The organism is Afipia broomeae ATCC 49717, assembly GCF_000314675.2.
Taxonomy (GTDB): Bacteria; Pseudomonadota; Alphaproteobacteria; order Rhizobiales; family Xanthobacteraceae; genus Afipia; species Afipia broomeae.
Map to the genome: position 1 here is coordinate 687,741 of NZ_KB375283.1, position 15,978 is coordinate 703,718.

The 15,978-nt window shown below is 61.3% G+C and carries 15 protein-coding genes and 1 tRNA gene; 9 read left to right on the forward strand and 7 right to left on the reverse strand.

The genetic code is table 11. The features are described 5' to 3' along the window. The first annotated feature begins 4 nt into the window (after window positions 1-4). From ccoO to ccoS, 7 genes are read left to right on the forward strand one after another with little or no spacing between them, the layout of a single operon-like run. Window positions 5-733: a cytochrome-c oxidase, cbb3-type subunit II gene (ccoO, locus tag HMPREF9695_RS15735; RefSeq protein ID WP_006021860.1), complete on the forward strand. Its 729-nt coding sequence runs from the start codon at window positions 5-7 to the stop codon at window positions 731-733. 2 nt (window positions 734-735) lie between these two features. After that, the gene (locus tag HMPREF9695_RS15740; RefSeq protein WP_006021861.1) at window positions 736-906 is read left to right on the forward strand and encodes a cbb3-type cytochrome oxidase subunit 3; all 171 of its coding nucleotides are present in this window, start codon (window positions 736-738) and stop codon (window positions 904-906) included. Continuing rightward, on the forward strand, window positions 897-1,778 hold the full coding sequence (gene ccoP, locus HMPREF9695_RS15745) for a cytochrome-c oxidase, cbb3-type subunit III (protein WP_006021862.1): 882 nt from the start codon (window positions 897-899) through the stop codon (window positions 1,776-1,778). Before HMPREF9695_RS15740 ends, ccoP begins: the two co-directional genes overlap by 10 nt. Then, window positions 1,775-2,023 (forward strand): hypothetical protein, encoded by a 249-nt coding sequence (locus HMPREF9695_RS15750; RefSeq protein WP_006021863.1) that lies wholly within the window; start codon window positions 1,775-1,777, stop codon window positions 2,021-2,023. The genes ccoP and HMPREF9695_RS15750 overlap by 4 nt, the downstream gene beginning before the upstream one ends. A gap of 6 nt (window positions 2,024-2,029) precedes the next feature. Beyond that, on the forward strand, window positions 2,030-2,824 hold the full coding sequence (locus HMPREF9695_RS15755) for a DUF2189 domain-containing protein (protein ID WP_006021864.1): 795 nt from the start codon (window positions 2,030-2,032) through the stop codon (window positions 2,822-2,824). Window positions 2,825-2,873: 49 nt separating this feature from the next. Then, window positions 2,874-5,150, forward strand: a complete 2,277-nt coding sequence (locus HMPREF9695_RS15760) for a heavy metal translocating P-type ATPase (protein WP_006021865.1) — start codon at window positions 2,874-2,876, stop codon at window positions 5,148-5,150. After that, window positions 5,147-5,347: a cbb3-type cytochrome oxidase assembly protein CcoS gene (gene ccoS, locus HMPREF9695_RS15765; RefSeq protein ID WP_006021866.1), complete on the forward strand. Its 201-nt coding sequence runs from the start codon at window positions 5,147-5,149 to the stop codon at window positions 5,345-5,347. The genes HMPREF9695_RS15760 and ccoS overlap by 4 nt, the downstream gene beginning before the upstream one ends. A 101-nt stretch (window positions 5,348-5,448) precedes the next feature. On the opposite strand, the gene HMPREF9695_RS15770 is transcribed toward ccoS, so the two are convergent. Beyond that, on the reverse strand, window positions 5,449-6,642 hold the full coding sequence (locus HMPREF9695_RS15770; protein WP_006021867.1) for a hypothetical protein: 1,194 nt from the start codon (window positions 6,640-6,642) through the stop codon (window positions 5,449-5,451). A gap of 267 nt (window positions 6,643-6,909) precedes the next feature. Between HMPREF9695_RS15770 and HMPREF9695_RS15775 the strand changes: the two genes are divergently transcribed. Beyond that, window positions 6,910-8,460, forward strand: a complete 1,551-nt coding sequence (locus HMPREF9695_RS15775; RefSeq protein ID WP_006021868.1) for a L,D-transpeptidase — start codon at window positions 6,910-6,912, stop codon at window positions 8,458-8,460. A gap of 90 nt (window positions 8,461-8,550) precedes the next feature. Here HMPREF9695_RS15775 and HMPREF9695_RS15780 read toward each other — a convergent pair. The 6 genes from HMPREF9695_RS15780 to HMPREF9695_RS15805 all read right to left on the reverse strand — a co-directional run bounded on the left by HMPREF9695_RS15780 (window position 8,551) and on the right by HMPREF9695_RS15805 (window position 13,442). After that, window positions 8,551-8,626, reverse strand: a tRNA-Ile gene (locus HMPREF9695_RS15780). Window positions 8,627-8,688: 62 nt separating this feature from the next. Next, a complete protein-coding gene (locus tag HMPREF9695_RS15785) occupies window positions 8,689-9,948 on the reverse strand; it encodes an adenosylmethionine--8-amino-7-oxononanoate transaminase (protein ID WP_006021869.1) in 1,260 nt (419 codons plus the stop codon). Next, a complete protein-coding gene (gene bioD / locus HMPREF9695_RS15790) occupies window positions 9,948-10,586 on the reverse strand; it encodes a dethiobiotin synthase (protein WP_006021870.1) in 639 nt (212 codons plus the stop codon). Before bioD ends, HMPREF9695_RS15785 begins: the two co-directional genes overlap by 1 nt. Beyond that, the gene (locus HMPREF9695_RS15795) at window positions 10,583-11,713 is read right to left on the reverse strand and encodes an 8-amino-7-oxononanoate synthase (RefSeq protein WP_006021871.1); all 1,131 of its coding nucleotides are present in this window, start codon (window positions 11,711-11,713) and stop codon (window positions 10,583-10,585) included. The genes bioD and HMPREF9695_RS15795 overlap by 4 nt, the downstream gene beginning before the upstream one ends. 54 nt (window positions 11,714-11,767) lie before the next feature. After that, window positions 11,768-12,115 carry an aspartate 1-decarboxylase gene (panD, locus tag HMPREF9695_RS15800; RefSeq protein ID WP_006021872.1) on the reverse strand — a complete coding sequence of 116 codons (348 nt, stop codon included), beginning with the start codon at window positions 12,113-12,115 and terminating at the stop codon, window positions 11,768-11,770. A gap of 91 nt (window positions 12,116-12,206) precedes the next feature. Beyond that, window positions 12,207-13,442 carry an MFS transporter gene (locus HMPREF9695_RS15805; RefSeq protein ID WP_051055018.1) on the reverse strand — a complete coding sequence of 412 codons (1,236 nt, stop codon included), beginning with the start codon at window positions 13,440-13,442 and terminating at the stop codon, window positions 12,207-12,209. A gap of 294 nt (window positions 13,443-13,736) precedes the next feature. On the opposite strand from HMPREF9695_RS15805, the gene flhA reads away from it, so the two are divergent. After that, on the forward strand, window positions 13,737-15,869 hold the full coding sequence (gene flhA, locus HMPREF9695_RS15810) for a flagellar biosynthesis protein FlhA (RefSeq protein WP_006021874.1): 2,133 nt from the start codon (window positions 13,737-13,739) through the stop codon (window positions 15,867-15,869). The last annotated feature ends 109 nt before the right edge of the window (window positions 15,870-15,978 follow it).

A 15,978-nucleotide genomic window follows, 5' to 3' on the forward strand; every position in this document is an offset into this window, starting at 1 on the left:
GCCGATGTTCGGACTGCATTACAAACTTGAGCGGAAAGCCATCGGCCTTGTTCTGGGCATTGTCATCGTGTCCAGCATCGGCGGACTGGTCGAGATCGCCCCGCTCTTCACGATCCACCAGACCGTCGAGAACGCACCGGATATGCGCGTCTACACGCCGCTAGAGCTATCCGGCCGCAATATCTACATCCGCGAAGGCTGCTATGCCTGCCACTCGCAAATGATCCGCACGCTGCGCGACGAAGTCGAACGCTATGGTCCCTACTCTCTGGCCGTCGAGTCGAAATACGACCATCCGATGCTGTGGGGCTCAAAGCGCACCGGTCCTGATCTGGCACGTATCGGCGGCAAGTACTCGGACGAGTGGCACGTCGCCCATCTCAACAATCCACGTGACGTGATGTCCGTCTCGGTGATGCCCGCCTATGCCTGGCTATCACGCACCGCGCTAAGGACGGATGACATGGGGTTGCAACTGAAGGCGCAACGCGCAGTCGGTGTCCCCTACACCGATGACATGATCGCGAATGCCGCGGCCGACACCTACGGACAGGCTGCACCGGACACTCCGTTCGCGGAGGGCGTGACGAAGCGGTACGGCGCGGCCACCAATGTCCGCGCGTTCGACGGCAAGCCGGGCGATCTGACCGAGATGGACGCGCTTGTCGCCTATCTCCAGATTCTCGGCCGGCTGACAGATGCCGCGTACAAGCCCGTTGCGGAGGCGAAATAGTCATGGATGTCGAGCACAACACGCTGGTGTGGTTTTCGAAGTCGTTCGGATTGTTCTACCTGATCGCGCTCTCGATCATCGTCTTGGTCTACGCCTACTGGCCGTCGAACAGAAAAAGCTTCGATCGCGCCGCGACTTCCATTTTGCGCGATGAGGACAAGCCATGGCGGTAGAAGAACGCGATCTTCATACCGGTTATATGACCACCGGACATGAGTGGAACGGCATCAAGGAATTGAATACGCCGGTCCCTCGTCCGGTCTATTTCTTCCTCGTCCTGACGGCCCTGTTCTCGCTCGGCTACTGGGTGTTGATGCCGGCGTGGCCGATTGGTGTGACCTACACAAAGGGACTGCTTGGGCTTAATGACCGGCAGAACCTGCAGGATACGCTCAAGCAGGCTGCGCTCGGCCGCGATCAATGGGCGAAAAAGATCGAAACCGACAGCTATGCGACCATTCAGGCCGATCCGCGGTTGATGAACATCGTTCGCCAGTCAGGACGGACGTTGTTCGGCGACAACTGTGCCGCCTGCCATGGCTTCAACGCGAAGGGCGGCCCAGGCTTCCCTGATCTCACCACCTCGTCATGGCTGTGGGGCGGCGATCCTGCAGCCATTGCGGAGACGATCCGCGTCGGTATCAATTCGACGCATCCGGACACGCGCGTCTCGCAGATGCCCGCATTCGGTCACGACCAGATGATTCCGTCGGCCGATGTCGACAACGTCGTCGCATATGTGCAGACCTTGTCCGCCCCCTCTACCGCGAAAGACGCAAAACCGGGGCAGATCGAGGCTGGCAAGACCGTATTCGCGGCGACCTGCGCCGCCTGTCACGGCGACGACGGCAAGGGCAAGACCGATCTCGGAGCGCCCAACCTGACCGACAAGTCCTGGATTTATGGCGGCGACAGGCAATCCATTCTCAACACTGTCTGGAGCGGCCGGCAGGGCCGCATGCCAACGTGGGAAAGCCGCCTGACACCGCTCGACCGTAAAATTCTTGCGCTTTACCTTTTCGACCAACGAGCGACCGGCCAATGATGGACGCTGCAACATCCCCTGCCCGGCTGAGGTTGAAGCCATTCATCATGCTGGTGACTGGGCTCGGCCTTATTCTGCTTGTCGGTGCGAATGCGCACCTGCTTTATGTCGCTGTAACCTCGCAGCCGGAGTGCGTCGATCACGTGCGTCGTGGTGAGGCGAGCGAAGGAAATAACAGCTTCAGCGCGGCGAAGTCGTCCTGTTCGCCAAAAGCCGCGAAGCCAACCAAACTATCGGCGGAGTAACTTCGCATGACCATGATCCCGAGCCTTGTGCCACCACTTCCGGTCAAGAACCGCTGGAATCGGTCACTGGCTCCATCCGACGCTTTCACATGGCTGGCGGCTGGCTGGCGTGATCTCGCCGTGCAACCGGCCTCGAGCCTTGCATATGGCTTGATGATATTTCTGGTATCGCTCGCAATCGTTATCGGGTTATTCCGGTTTGGATGGGACTACATCCTGTTTCCGGCTTTCGCCGGGTTCATGGTTGTCGGTCCGATTCTCGCCGTCGGCCTGTATGAGAAGAGCCGGCGGCTGGCCGCCGGCTTGCCGGTAAGCCTCACGCGGATGATTTTCGTCAAGCCGAAGTCCGGCGGGCAAATCCTGTTCGCGGGGGTGCTGCTGTGTCTGCTGATGATCACCTGGATGCGCGCCGCAGTCATCGTCTATGCATTGTTCTTCGGTCTGGTGCCGTTTCCCGGCCTCAGTCATATCGCTCCGATGCTGTTCACCACGCCCACCGGTTGGGCGATGCTTGTCGTCGGCAGTGCCATCGGGGGACTGTTCGCGGCCTTCTCGTTTGCAATCAGCGCATTCTCTATTCCGATGCTTCTGAACGAACGCGTCGATGCGTTGACAGCCATGGGAACGAGCACAGCACTTGTCTGGAACAACCTGCCGGTGATGCTGACATGGGGCGCTCTTGTCCTCGCTTTGTTTCTTCTTTGCCTGGCCACCGGGCTTGTCGGACTGATCGTGGTGTTTCCTGTGCTCGGGCACGGCACCTGGCACGCCTATCGAGCCGTTTCAGCAGAAGCATCGTAAAGCATAGCCGCCGCGAAGGCCGCGCTACGGCGCGGAGATGGAGTAGCCGATGAGTTGCTGCGCACCCGGCGCCGAACTCGCTCTTGCGATAACCAATCCGCATATCGCGGATGACGAACTGCTGCTTGCCAGCCATGTTGTCAGCGACGGAATTCGCCAGACAGATCTGTCCATACCTTCGATTCATTGCGGCGGCTGCATCCAGAAGATCGAGACAGCGCTTTGTGTGCTTCCCGGCGTCGAGCAGGCGCGCGTCAATCTGTCGACGAAACGGGTCTCGATCCGCTGGGAAACCGACAAGCCGCCACCGCCCTTCATCGAGACGCTGGAGAGGATTGGCTATCACGCTCATCTCAACGATCTCGACGCGGATGGCAAGGATGAGACGCTGACGGAGCTGATACGCGCGCTTGCGGTGTCCGGATTCGCAGCCAGCAACATCATGGGACTATCGATCGCGATCTGGGTCGGCGCGGAGCCGGATACCCGCATCATGTTTCATTGGCTGTCCGCGTTGATCGCCTGTCCTGCATTAATTTATTCGGGCCATGTATTTTTCCAGTCCGCCTGGAGCGCGTTGCGTCATGGCCAGACCAATATGGACGTCCCAATTTCCATCGGCGTGCTGCTCGCATTTGGAATGAGCCTCTATGAGACGATCACCCATGGTGTTCATGCCTACTTCGATGCATCCATCTCGCTGCTGTTCTTTCTGCTAATCGGCCGGACGCTCGATCACATGATGCGAGAGCGTGCTCGTGATGCCGTCAACGGGCTTGCTCGCCTTGCCTCGCGCGGAGCGCTTGTCGTTCACGACGACGGCGCGCATACCTATCTGCCCGTCGGCGAAATCCAGCAAGGCATGATCCTCATCCTGCCTGCGGGCGAACGCGTGCCGGTCGATGCTAAAGTGATCAAGGGAACATCGGACATCGATTGCGCCATCGTTACCGGAGAGAGCCGGCCGCAACCGGCCGTTGCAGGCGCAATGCTTTCAGCCGGAACGCTGAACCTGACGGGACCTCTGACCATTGTCGCCACCGCGGCTGCGAAGGACTCATTCCTCGCGGAAATGGTACGAATGATGGAAGCTGCCGAAGCAGGCCGCTCCGTGTATCGCCGTATCGCCGACCGCGCGTCGCGGCTCTACGCCCCCGTCGTGCATCTCACCGCTTTGCTGACACTCATCGGCTGGATGATCGCCACCGGCGATGCACACCGGGCGATAACCATCGCGATTGCAGTTCTGATCATTACGTGTCCATGCGCGCTTGGTCTTGCCGTTCCCATGGTACAGGTCGTTGCGGCTCGCCGGCTGTTCGAACACGGCATCATGATCAAGGACGGCGGTGCGCTGGAGCGCATGGCCGAGATCGACACCGTGGTTTTCGACAAGACCGGCACACTGACCCTCGATCGCATGAAACTCGCCAATGGCGAGTCCGTCGATCCAGCTACGCTTGCTATCGCAACGTCGATCGCATCACACTCCCGTCACCCCTATTCACGCGCCATCGCCGCGGCCGGTCGAGACAGCGGTGTTGCGCCATTGGCTGTGACCGGGATTTCCGAAATTCCGGGAGCTGGTCTTGAAGCCCGCATTGGTGAAACACAGTACCGGCTGGGCAGACCCGATTGGGCCCTGACTGATGGATCTGAGCACGACTCGTCCTCCGGTGTCGTATTATCGGAAAACGGACGGCTGCGAGGCGCATTCCATTTCGATAGCGATTTGCGGCCGGACGCTTGCCAGAGCGTTGCGGAGATTTTGTCCCAGGGACACCGCGTCGAGATCATGTCAGGAGATCGCGACGAACCTGTGCGCCACCTCGCCGCTACGCTCGACGTCGCCTATCTCGCCGGCGTTTCACCTGGTGGCAAGACGGATCACATAGCAGTGCTGACGGCTTCAGGACGGCGCGTGCTGATGATTGGCGACGGCCTCAATGACACACCAGCATTGGCCGCCGCCCACGCCTCCATGGCGCCGGCTTCCGCGGCCGACGTAAGCCGCAATACCGCCGATCTGGTGTTCCTGCACGAAAGCCTGACTGCGGTGCCTCTGGCAATCGGCGTTGCACGCCGTGCAGGAGACTTGGTGCGTCAAAACCTCGCTCTCGCAATCGGCTATAATGTGATTGCCGTGCCGATTGCTATTCTCGGCCATGTCACGCCGCTGATTGCCGCCGTGGCGATGTCGGCTTCCTCACTGATTGTGATCGCCAACGCCCTGCGTCTGACGGGTTCACGCCCTGACAAAAAGCTGCGCGCGGATAGTCCCGTCGCCAGCCACTTGTATGCGCTTCGGGTGGAGGAGGCGCGATGACTGATTTCTTCTACCTGATTCCGATCGCGCTCGCACTTGGAGCCGCAGCACTCGGAGCTTTCATGTGGTCGCTCAGAAGCGGGCAATATGATGATCTTGCCGGAGCGGCCGAACGTATTCTGTTTGACGAACAGAATGGCCCGGGAAAGGCCACCCCGCCTCCACGAATCGAACACGTGGACCGCGCCGGCAATTGACTGGACAATTCCCGTTCAATCACCTGCCGCACGATTTTGCTGGCGCCCCGTGATGTTCGAAAATAGTCGCCAGCGCTTCGTTCCAAGCGGACCCAAGCTAATCAGCTCGCTTTCAGCTTTGAAGCGACTACAGTTCTCGGACGTTTCACGGGGCGTGAGTGGTCGCGCGTGGCAACGCGCTTCACCTTCTTCACGTCGGCCCTTTTCACGTCGCCCTTCTTCACCTCTATTTTCTTTGTCCTCTTCACGTCCGATGCCGCCTGTTTGGTGCCGTGGCTGTGTCTTGCAAATTCCTCGCCATCGACCGGCGCGACATGCGGCGGGTCCCTGCCGAGATACGGGCGCCCGATGCCAAACCCCCTCCCGTTCGCATCAACCCACTTCCAGAGTTTGTCGGAGGAAGCCCATCGCTGATTGCGCGTCCCGCCGTCGACACTCACCACATCGGCCGCGAGCCCATGCCCATAACCGCCGCGCAAGCTGCCGCCATGATACGACCTGTTGCTCGCCGCCTTAAGGCCGCTTGCGATCGACTGACGGTAGTCGTCACGGAATCCGCTGGTGATGCCGGGTGAAAGACCCGCGGCCTCCGCCGCGTGAAGCATATGAAACAATTTCAGCTTGAAGCTCCGGTCCATCCCGCCGATCACATAGTCCTGCATGGACATGCGGACTCGTTCCGCCGCCTTCGGGTCCTTCCATCCGAAATCCTGATCGACCAGCTTGGTGAACGTTCTGGTCACGGTCACCATCTTGCCTCTGCGCTTTAAGGTAACACTCCTCCGTTCGGGCACCTTAATGGTGTCTTCCTTGAGCGTCCTCTCATAGAGAGCCCACAGATATCGATCGACGCATATTTCCATCACCAGGCACTCGTCGACAATTTCTATGGAGTTCACAGCCTTGTTTGGTTCGCCGATTTGGACGTCCAACGGATCCACGCTCGCGAGTTGCACAGGCGCTGGTGGCGTTAGCGGCACATCCGGCGAATTGATCGAGGCAGCTTTGGCAACCAAGATCTGCCTGTCCAAAGCGATGAGTGCTTCGGCAACTGCGTCTGCAAGTTCGCCCATCGCGGCATCGGTTTGGGCAGGATCGTCATTGAGCACTGAGCGTGGCTGTGATCTACTGGCGGGCTGGTATTCCGTGGAGTGAGAGCTGATATCCTCGCGCGGAGCGGCGACGGCTGTTTGGGGTGCTTCTGACCCCGTCGCCAGCAGGCCGACAATCCCGGTCGCAAAAACGGCGGATCGCAGCACAGGGGTTTGCACTGAAGGTCGCTGCAGGTTCATCATTCCAGCCTCATCGGAACCGGACTGCACAGCCAAACATGCGGACGCCCTTGATTGTTCGAGCAAGGTTATGGCCACGCAATGGCCTAACCGGGCGGGCCCTACCCTTTTCCCGGGAGTGTTGCCTGTAAGCAACGGCGTCGGATGGCAGGCCTGCGAGCGCTCGCCGTCCGTTTTGCGCCAACTTCAACGGCGAGCATGCTTGTTTCTCACGAGTCGGATATGTGAGGTTGGTCACGGCAGCAGACACGCGCTGCAACGGGGAATGGAATGGTGGATCGATTGACGTCGGCGAAATCCACTATGGCGATGCGTCGTTGGGGATCATCCGCCGTAGTGATGTTTGCAGCAATAGCCGCACTGATGCCCCCGACTGCCGACGCCGCAGCGAAACCGGCACGCCGCGCGCAACCTGCCGAGACCGCAGCGCCGCGCGAGGCAGGCGAGCCGATCATGGCAATCGTATCGATCAAGAGCCAGCAGGTTACGATCTATGACGCCGAGGGCTGGATCCTGCGCGCGCCTGTGTCGACCGGCGTCAAGGAGCGCGAAACGCCCGCTGGCGTCTTCGCCATCGTCCAGAAAAACAAGGACCACCGCTCGAATATGTACGACGATGCCTCGATGCCGAACATGCAGCGCATCACCTGGAACGGCCTCGCATTGCACGGCGGACCGTTGCCCGGCTATGCGGCCTCGCACGGCTGCGTGCGGATGCCTTTCGGTTTTGCTGAGAAGCTGTTCGACATGACCCGAATCGGAATGCGGGTGATCATTTCGCCGGACGATGCGGCCCCAGCCGACTTTTCTCATCCGTCGCTATCGCTATTCGTGCCGAACGCGGAGGTCATCGCGGCTGCTCCGGCAAAGTCCCAGACGCTTTCACGCGAGGCCGCGGACGCCGCCATGGCGGCCGAGGAGGCCAAGAAGACTGCCGCCACAGCCGCCCGAGAATCCGCTCTGCTCGCAACGTCTCTGCGCAAGCTCGAATGGCTCAAGGCGCGGGCCGACGCCGAGGTTGTGTCCGCCGATAAAGCCGTGGCCACCGCCAAGACCGATCAAGCCAGGGCGAAGGCCGAGGAGCGCCAACAGAAGGCTGCCGCCAAGGCAGCGGAACTGGCGGCCCGGTTCGACGCCGACAACGCGAACGCCTCATCGAAGCTCGATGCAGCCAGCGCCGCGAAGGAAGCCGCCAAGACGGCTCAGACAAAGAAAGCCGACACGGCGAAAGCGGCGCTGGATGCAAAGCTCGCTGTCGAGCCGGTCTCGATCTACATCAGCCGCGCGACGCGGACTCTTTATGTCCGGCGTAATACGCACAAGCCGGCGCCGGACGGCGGCGGCGAAGTGTTCGATGCGAGCATCGAAGTTCCAATCGCGATCCGCGATCCCGGCAAACCGTTCGGCACGCACGTATTCACGGCAGTGGCGCGCAACGACGCAGGTCTGCGCTGGACGGCCGTCTCCATCGACAACAGCGATGGCGCAAAAAACGCACTCGACCGCATCACCATCCCGAAGGAAATTTTGGACCGCATTGCGCCGACCGCATTGCCGCGATCCTCGATCGTCATTTCAGACGAGCCGCTGAGCGAAGAAACCAACTATCGAACCGAATTTGTCGTCGTGCTGAGCGACCAGCCTCAAGGTGGCTTCATCACGCGCAAGCCAAGCGAGGTTCTGATGGCGGACGACAACGGCTGGGGCAGCGGCCGGCAGGACGACGGCGGCTTCGACGCCTTCTTTCAGCGCAATCCGAATCCGCCACCGCGCCGGGGCGGCGGCCAGTTCTACGTTCCGATGCAACGAGGCTGGTGGTAAGACGCGGCCCGGCGCGCGTTAACCTGGCTGTCCGACGTTGCGCCGGGACCGAAGGCATCTCTCAATGCGCTCTCAACCTATTGATATGGTTGGTGGGCCCGGCAGGACTCGAACCTGCAACCAGACCGTTATGAGCGGTCGGCTCTAACCATTGAGCTACAGGCCCCGCCGGCTCGTTCCGAGCAACGGTGCAACCTCCCATACAATGACCGCAGCAAGCGGGCAACCTCACGCCACCTCGCCCGCCAGCTCATCGATCGCATTGTACGCCTGATCCAGATCGCTCGCCGTGGTGCTATAGGGCGGCATCAGATAAACCGTGTTGCCGAGCGGCCGTATCAGCAGGCCGCGCGCGAGAAATCCGCGATAAAGCCGCGGGCCGATGTCGGCCAGATAGCCGGCATCTTTCGCCACGATGTCGAGCGCGGCGATGGTTCCGATCTGGCGGACGTCCGCGAAACGCCGGTCGCCGCGAAACCGCGCGAGCCGCTCTTTATGCATCGCCGCAAGCGAATTGATGCGGTCCATCACCGGCTCGCGCTGCCAGATTTCCAGATTGGCCAGCGCGGCTGCGCAGGCAATCGGGTTCGCGGTGTACGAGCTGGAATGGAAGAACGTCTTGCTGCGGTCCGTGGAATAATGTGCGTCGAAAATCCCGGCCCGGCACAGGGTCACCGCCAGCGGCACCGATCCGCCGGTCAGTCCCTTCGAATAGCAAGCGATATCGGGCGCAATACCGGCCTGCTCGCATGCGAACAGCGTGCCGGTCCGCCCCCATCCGGTCATGACTTCGTCCGCGATGAACAGCACGTTGTGCACCTCGCACACGCGTTTCATCTCCGCCAGAACCGCCGGCGGATAGATCAGCATGCCGCCCGCACCGAGAATGAGCGGCTCGACAATCAACGCTGCGACGTCGCCGCGTTTGCATGCCGCATCCAGCGCGTCGAACGTCGCCTGTTCGCGACCGGATACAGGGAACGGAATTCGTTCGACGTCAAACAGCAGCGGATCGTATGGCGCGTTGAACACGCCGCGTTCCCCCACCGACATGCCGCCAATGGTGTCACCGTGATAGGCGCCTTCTAGCGCGAGGATGCGGCTGCGTTTGGCGCCGAGATGACGCCAGTAGCCCAATGCCATCTTGAGCGCCACTTCGACCGAGGTCGATCCGCTGTCGGAGAAGAAGACATATTCAAGCTCCGGCGGCGTGATCGCAACCAGATGCCGGGCGAGTTTCTCCGCCGGCTCGTGTGTGAAGCCCGCGAAGATGACCTGATCGAGCTTGTCGACCTGATCCTTGATCGCCTGCACGATGCGAGGATGACGGTGGCCGTGGGTCACCACCCACCAGGACGATATCGCGTCGAAGATGCGGCGACCGTCGGCGGCCTCCAGCCATGCCCCCTCGCCTCGCGCGATCAGCGTTGGGTCGGGTTGAACGGCATGCTGCGTGAACGGATGCCACACCGGTGATCTGGATGTCATCAGGTCACGTCCTTCAGAAAGTCGCCGGCGGTGAAGTGCTGCGCGAATGCCGTACGCAGCGTCTCACGTGTAAGCGAAGCGAGATGTGGCAGCCTGCCAAGACGTTTCACTTGCCCCATGCTGGCGATCACTGTTTCCGACTCCCGATTTTCATCGCCAATGAATGCGATGCCGAGTATCGGAATGTCGCGCGCGCGCAACGCTTCGATCGACAACAAGCTGTGATTGATGGTCCCGAGCGTCGTGCGTGCGCACAGCACGACCGGTGCGCGCCACCGCGCCATGACATCTATGTATGTCAGGTTCTCAGTCAGCGGCACCATCAAACCGCCCGCCCCTTCGATCACCAGCGGCCGGTCGACTTCCGGCAAGGCAAGCGCGCCCGGATCGATGGTGACGCCATCAAGTCTCGCAGCAAGATGCGGCGAGGCCGGCGTCTTCAGCCGATAGGCCTCGCGCAGCACGCGCTCAGCAGAAAGGCCCGACAGCCGCTGGACAGCATCGCGATCGGTTTCCTCCTCGATGCCAGCCTGAACCGGCTTCCAGTAAAAAGCATCGAGAGCACCGGCGAGGGCCGCGGAAAACACCGTCTTTCCAATTCCGGTATCGGTGCCGGTGACGACAATACGGGTGCTCATGCCGCTTTCCGCATATCTTCGGCCAGAGCCTCGAACAGCGACGCAACCGTGGCTTCATCGACATTCAGCGTCAGCGCGATCCGCAGCCGTGCCGTCCCCTCCGGAACAGTGGGCGGGCGAATGGCGCGAATATCGAAGCCGCGTTGTTGCAGAGACGCCGCAACGGCGACTGCAGCACGATCCGCACCGATGATCACAGGAAGAATTTGCGAACCAGATGGCGTGACATTGCAACGGCGGAAGAGTTCGTCGCCCGCAAACCGGACCAGCCGCGCAAGCCGCTCGCGGCGCTCCGGGTTGGTTCGGGAAACATGAATTGCGGCACGCGTGATCGCGGCCACCAGCGGCGACGGCGCAGTGGCGAAAATGAAAGGACGCGCGCGGTTGACAAGAAAATCGCGAATCGTGCGCGGCGCAAGGATGAAGCCGCCGACGGTGCCGAGCGCCTTTCCGCAGGTGTGCAGGGTGATAACGTTGTCGCGACCCTCGAATGCCGCGGCAAGTCCCCGTCCCTGCGGACCGAGCACGCCGGTTGCATGTGCTTCATCGACGACAAGCATCCCGTCATGACGATCGGCGACAGCCAGAAGTCCGGCGATGTCCGGGCTGTCGCCATCCATGCTGTAGAGGCTTTCGGCCGAGATCCATGGCCGGCCTTTGCCGCCGACCGCGCGCCAGCGGACGATTGCAGCATCGAATGCATCGACATTGTTGTGCGGAATACTCACGGCCTCGGCGCGTCCGCGCCGCATCCCTTCATGGACGCTTGCGTGGATCAGTTCGTCATGGACGACAAGATCGCCCTGCTGCGGCAGCGTCGAAAAGATCGTGAAGTTCGCGACATAACCGCCGCCGAAATAGAGCGCTGTCTCCGCGCCGAAATAGGAAGCGGCCTCGTTTTCGAGAGCTTCGTGCTCGTCGTGATTTCCGCGCAGCAGCCGCGAGCCGCCGGAGCCGACCGGAACGCCCCGCGCAATCGCCTCGGCTGCGGCGCGCTTCAGTTCATCTGACTCTGCGAGACCCAGATAATCGTTCGATGTGAAATCAATTCCCGCTCGGCTGCGAAGTGACCTCAGCCGGCCCTTGCCTGCGAGGTCGCGCAAATCGGCTTCGAACTTCTCATGCATGCATCAAATCCCGTCTGCAACGATGGAGGTTGGATGCGGGCACATGCCGCAAGTTTACAGCTTTTGATTCTTTTCATTGACGAGAACCACGCGCGGCTGATGCTGCCGTGCCTCGGCTTCATCGAAATTTGCATAAGCGACGATGATCACCTTGTCGCCCATCATCGCCAGCCGCGCGGCGGCGCCATTCAAGCCGATAATGCCCGAGCCCGCTGGCGCTTCGATCACATAGGTCGAGAAACGCGCGCCGGTGTCTATATTATAGATGTCGACCCGTTCATTGACCAGAAAACCGGCGGCGTCGATCAGGGTGCGATCGATCGAAATCGAGCCCTCGTAGTGCAAATCCGCTTCGGTCACCCGCGCGCGGTGGATCTTGCCCTTCATCATGGTGACTTGCATCGGCCTGCCCTGGTTCCGGCGCGGACGCCTCGCGCGCAAGTCCGTTAGGACGGGCGCTGGCCGGGGTCAAGACTTTAGGGGCAGATGGCTGTCAGGCAAAAGCCATGCGCCGGCGGGCGCGCAACAGCAGTGTCACGACAATGGCGATGTTCAATGCATTCCAGCCAACGCCATTCAGGAACGCGGCGGCGTAGGATCCGGTCGCGTCGAAAATCACGCCGGAAATCCAGCCGCCGAACGACATGCCGATAACCGATGCGAAGATGACGATACCGACGCGGGTTGCGGCCACGCTGGAGGGCATCGATTCCCGGATAATGATGGCGTAGCTCGGCACGATGCCGCCCTGAAACAGGCCGAACATCGCGGAGATAATGTACAGCGACGTCAGCCCGTCGAAAAACAGATAGAACATCAGCGCGACGCCCTGCGCGATCGAGCCGACCAGCAGTGTGCGTAACCCGCCGATACGGTCGGCCAGGAAACCGGAGCCGATCCGGCTGACGATTCCGAAGGCGAGCATCAATGACAGCATCTCGGCGCCGCGCGCCACGCCATAACCAAGATCGCCGCAATAGGCGACGATATGAACCTGCGGCATCGACATTGCCACGCAGCAGGCGATAGCCGCGATGCCAAGCACGGCGGTGAGCGCATTGGTGCCGATCTGCAGATCGACGCGCGGCGGCGGCGCATCTGCGTGCGAGCGCACGGTTTCACTGCCGATCTGCCAGCGCAGAACTGCGACGACGATCGCCATAACGATCGTACAGCCGATTCCAATCGCTATATGTGTGGCGCGCCATCCTGCATAGGCCGTGCCGCGTTCGACAACAGTGGGCCAGAATGTGCCTGCGATGTAGTTTCCGCTGGCGGCGATGGTGACGGCCAGCCCGCGGTGGCGATCGAACCAGTGCGATGCCTCGGTCATCAGTGGCCCGAAGGTCGCGGCGGCGCCGAGCCCGATCAGGAAGTGCATCAGGTTGAATTGCCACAGCGCTGCCGCATAGCCGGCACCGACATAGCCCAACAGCATGGCGACGATACCGATTGCGATCGCAGGCACAATGCCAAAGCGGTCCGACAGCTTGCCCATTGCCACACCACCGAGGCCAAACCCGAGCATGGTGCAGGTGAAAGCCAGCGACGCCGCACCCCGGGTCGCGCCGAAGTCGGCCTGGACGATGGGGATGACCACCACCACCGACCACATGCCGACGCTGCCGATCGAGCCGATAATGAGGGCAATACCCAGCCGTACCCACGCAGCGCGTGAGTCCGGCGTGAAACCCGCTGGATGAGAGGCAGAATCGATGGAAACCGGCACGGACGCAACTTCGTCGGCCTTATGCTGTCGGTCAAGTCATTCTCCGAATGTGGGTTATGCGAGAATAACATCCTCCCGCACACGACATTTTCGGCCGTCGGCTTTCCCGTTAACTCTTTACTAACCATAAACTGGGCAAATTTTGCCGGGTGAAGTCGAGTGTCGTCGGGTCGCTGAACGGGGGAAATGCCCGTGGATGCCAGTGCGGTGCCTCACTTTAGGAACGGTGGCCCTTCGGCCGCCGCTCAAACCTTTGGGGCTCGCGAGCGACATACGCGGGGGGAAGCGGCGACAATGGTTGATGTAACAGCGGGCCAGGGCAGTGCAGCAACCGGCTCCGGATTTCCGAGTTTCAGCGACATCGGCACAATGCTCCGGCGCGGCGACCTCGCGCTCGCCTTCGGTGTTCTCACCATTCTCGTGGTTCTCATCCTGCCGCTGCCGGCGGTGGTGCTGGACCTGTTTCTGGCGATCTCGATCACGCTCTCGATCCTGATCCTGATGACCGCATTGTTCATTCAGACGCCGCTGGAATTCTCGGCGTTTCCGACGATCCTGCTGATCTCGACCATGCTGCGGCTGTCGCTCAATCTTGCCTCCACGCGCCTGATCCTGTCACACGGCCATGAAGGCACCGCCGCCGCCGGACACGTCATCGAGGCGTTCGGCAACTTCGTGATGGGTGGCAATTTCGTCATTGGCATCATCGTTTTCACGATCCTTGTGATTGTGAACTTCGTCGTCATCACCAAGGGTTCGGGCCGCATCGCCGAAGTGGCGGCGCGCTTCCACCTCGACTCGATGCCGGGCAAGCAGATGGCGATCGACGCCGACCTCTCCGCCGGCCTGATCGACGAGAAAGTGGCCAAGCAGCGCCGCAAGGAGCTTGAGGACGAAAGCGGGTTCTTCGGCGCCATGGACGGCGCCTCCAAGTTCGTGCGCGGCGATGCCATCGCCGGCCTGCTCGTGGTGTTCATCAACGTGATCGGCGGCATCATCATTGGCGTCGCACAGCAAGGCATGGGCTTTGCGGATGCCGCGCGCACCTACACGCTGCTGACCGTGGGCGACGGCCTCGTCACGCAGGTCCCCGCGCTGATCGTCTCGACCGCCGCCGGCTTGCTGGTATCGAAAGCGGGCGTGACCGGCGCCGCCGACAAGGCGATGATGAAGCAGTTGTCGGGTTATCCGCAGGCGCTCGGCATGTCGTCCGGCGTGATGCTGGTGCTGGCGATGCTGCCCGGCATTCCAATGCTGCCGTTTCTCGCGCTGGGCGGCGGCGCGGGCTGGCTGGCCTGGAACGCACGCACGCGCAATCGCGCGCTCAAGGTCGAGGAAGCCCGCGAAGTTGCCGCGCCAGCCGCGGCCGCTGCGGCCGCAGCCGCCGCCGAAGAACCGATCTCCAGTGCGTTGAAGATCGACGACCTCAAGATTGAGCTTGGTTACGCGCTGCTGCCACTGGTCAACGGACCGGACGGCACCGACCGCCTCACCGACCAGATCAAAGCGCTGCGCCGCTCGCTCGCGACCGAGATGGGCTTCGTGATGCCGGCCGTCCGTATTCTGGACAACGTGCAGCTCGAGGCGAACACCTACGTCATCAAGATCAAGGAAGTCGACGCCGGTACCGGCCGAATCTGGGCGAACCAGTTCATGGTGATGGACCCCTCCGGCAATCAGGTCACCATTCCAGGCACCCACACCACCGAGCCGACATTCGGGTTGCCTGCGACCTGGGTCGATGCCTCACTTAAGGAGGAAGCCTCGCTGAAGGGCTACACGGTGGTTGATTCCGCGACCGTTCTGTCCACGCACCTCACTGAACTGCTCAAGGGCAATATGTCTGACCTGTTGTCCTATGGCGAGGTGCAGAAGCTCCTGCGCGACCTGCCCAAGGAACAGGGGGAACTGGTCAAGGATATTGTCCCGAACCAGATCACGGTCTCCGGGATTCAGCGCGTCCTGCAACTGCTGCTGGCCGAACGTATTTCGATCCGCGACCTCTCCACCATTCTTGAAGGCATCGCCGATGCACTCGCCTTCTCGCGCAACCCGTCGACGCTGGCCGAACATGTGCGAAGCCGTCTGGCGCGGCAGATCTGCGCGCAGAATACCTCGATGAACGGCTACCTGCCGCTGATTGCGCTGAGCGCCAAGTGGGAGCAGGCGTTCGCGGAATCACTGATCGGCACGGGCGACGAACGCAGCCTCGCGATGCAGCCGTCAAAACTGTCGGAGTTCATGACCGCGGTGCGCGACCGTTTCGAGCAGGCAGCCCGTGAAGGCGAAGCGCCGGTGCTGGTGACGTCGGCCGCAATCCGGCCATTCGTGCGCTCGCTGGTGGAACGTTTCCGGGCCCAGACGACTGTCTTGTCACAGGCGGAAATCCACCCCCGGGCGCGCCTGAAAACGGTCGGAAGCATCTAGTCAGGCGCTGGATTTCGTAAAAGCGTCTGCGGCAAATTGGTCACAGACAAGTTTTTCATGAAAATTTGGAAATCTTCACAGATCAGCGCCGCCCGATCAAACACACTAA